Raw genomic sequence first — 1,601 nt, 5'->3', positions numbered from 1 at the left:
GCTACCTGCCGCCCGAACCGGTGTCCTGGCGGCTCTGACCTGCCGTACGCCGGGGTGGCGGGTTCGGGTCCCGCCACCCCGGCGGGCGGTCAGTGGCGGTTGTAGCGGTACATGGTCAGCGTGCCGAAGACGGCCACGAAACCGGCGCTCCAGAGCAGCAACCACATCGTGTTCGTGCCGTCCATCGAGCCGGCCATCGCCGCGCGGACCGCGCCGACCAGGTGGGTGATCGGGTTGACCTTGACGAACGCCTGCAGCCAACCGGGCATGGTGGACGGTTCCACGAACACGTTGCTGAGGAACGTCAGCGGGAACAGCACCATCATGCTGACCCCCATCACCGACTTCTCGCTGCGCAGCACCAGGCCGAAGAACGTCCACACCCAGGAGAACGCGAACGAGAAGACCACGAGCAGCCCGATCCCGGCCAGCACCCCGAGCAGCCCGCCGTCGGGGCGGAAGCCGAGCACCAGCCCGACCGAGAGGATGACCACCGCGGCGAGCACGTAGCGCAGCACGTCCCCGAAGATCATCCCGACCAACGCGGCCGGCCGCCAGACCGGCAGCGTACGGATCCGGTCGAAGACACCCTTCTCGATGTCGTTGTTCAGCCCGACCCCGGTGTACATGGTGATCATCACGACGCTCGTGACCATGATGCCGGGCAGGAAGAACTGCAGGTACGCACGCGGGCTGTCGGCGAGCGCGCCACCGAACAGGTACGTGAACATCAGCACCATGATGATCGGGAACGCGGTCACGTCGAACAGCTGCTCCGGCACGTGCTTGATCTTCAGCAGGGCCCGCCAGCCGAACGTCAGCGACGCGGCGAGCGGACTCGGCCGGGCCGGCCGTTCCGCCGGGGCGAGCACCGTGGCGAGCGCCTCGGCGGACGGGACGTAGACGGACGGCGCGCGCCCGGTGGTGATCGCGGTGTCGCTCATCGCGCCGCCTCCAGCTCGTCGTCCCGCTCGTCCGCCGGGACGGCCGGGTGATCGGTCAGGGACAGGAAGACCTCGTCCAGGCTGTGCTGGCCGAGGGAGAAGTCGTCCACCACGATGCCGGCGCCGGCCAGCTCACCGAGCGCGCGGGCGGCCTGCGCGCTCGCCTCCAGGTCGGTGCCGTCCTCGCCGACCCGGGCGGTCAGCGCCACCGGGTCCGTGTCGAGCTGCACCGGTACGCCCAGCGCCGCCCGCAGCACCTTCTCGGCCTGGGGCCGCTGCCCCGGATCGCGCAGCCGGATGTGGACGCTGCCGGATCCGACCGACGACTTCAACTCGCCCGGGGTGCCCTCCGCGATCACCCGGCCGTGGTCGACCACCGCGATCCGCCCGGCGAGCTGGTCCGCCTCGTCCAGGTACTGCGTGGTCAGCAGCACAGTGGTGCCGTACGCCACCACCGCCCGCACGATCGCCCACACCTGGTTGCGGCTGCGCGGGTCCAGCCCGGTGGTCGGCTCGTCCAGGAACAGCAGATCCGGGGTGTTGAGGATGCTCGCGGCGATGTCGATGCGCCGCCGCATCCCGCCGGAGTACTTCTTCACCTGCCGCCCGGCGGCCTCGGTCAGCCCGAAGGCGGCGAGCAGCTGGTCGGCGCGGTCC

At 70.7% G+C, this 1,601-nt stretch carries 2 protein-coding genes; both read right to left on the bottom strand.

The window, feature by feature from the left end; genetic code table 11:
* Positions 1–89 precede the first annotated feature (89 nt).
* The gene (locus KBX39_RS30740) at positions 90–944 is read right to left on the bottom strand and encodes an ABC transporter permease (protein WP_187692618.1); all 855 of its coding nucleotides are present in this window, start codon (positions 942–944) and stop codon (positions 90–92) included.
* On the bottom strand, positions 941–1,601 hold a 661-nt coding region (locus KBX39_RS30735; RefSeq protein ID WP_210873899.1), incomplete at its 5' end, for an ATP-binding cassette domain-containing protein. The genes KBX39_RS30735 and KBX39_RS30740, both read right to left, overlap by 4 nt.

Source organism: Micromonospora sp. D75 (genome assembly GCF_018070405.1).
Lineage (GTDB): Bacteria > Actinomycetota > Actinomycetes > Mycobacteriales > Micromonosporaceae > Micromonospora > Micromonospora chalcea.
The sequence above is the reverse complement of the archived record's forward strand: the minus strand, read 5'-3'. Positions and strand labels throughout refer to the sequence as shown.

Coding starts and splice junctions, on each gene's coding strand:
- KBX39_RS30740 (WP_187692618.1), bottom strand. CDS start 944: ATGAGCGACACCGCGATCACCACCGGGCGCGCGCCGTCCGTCTACGTC.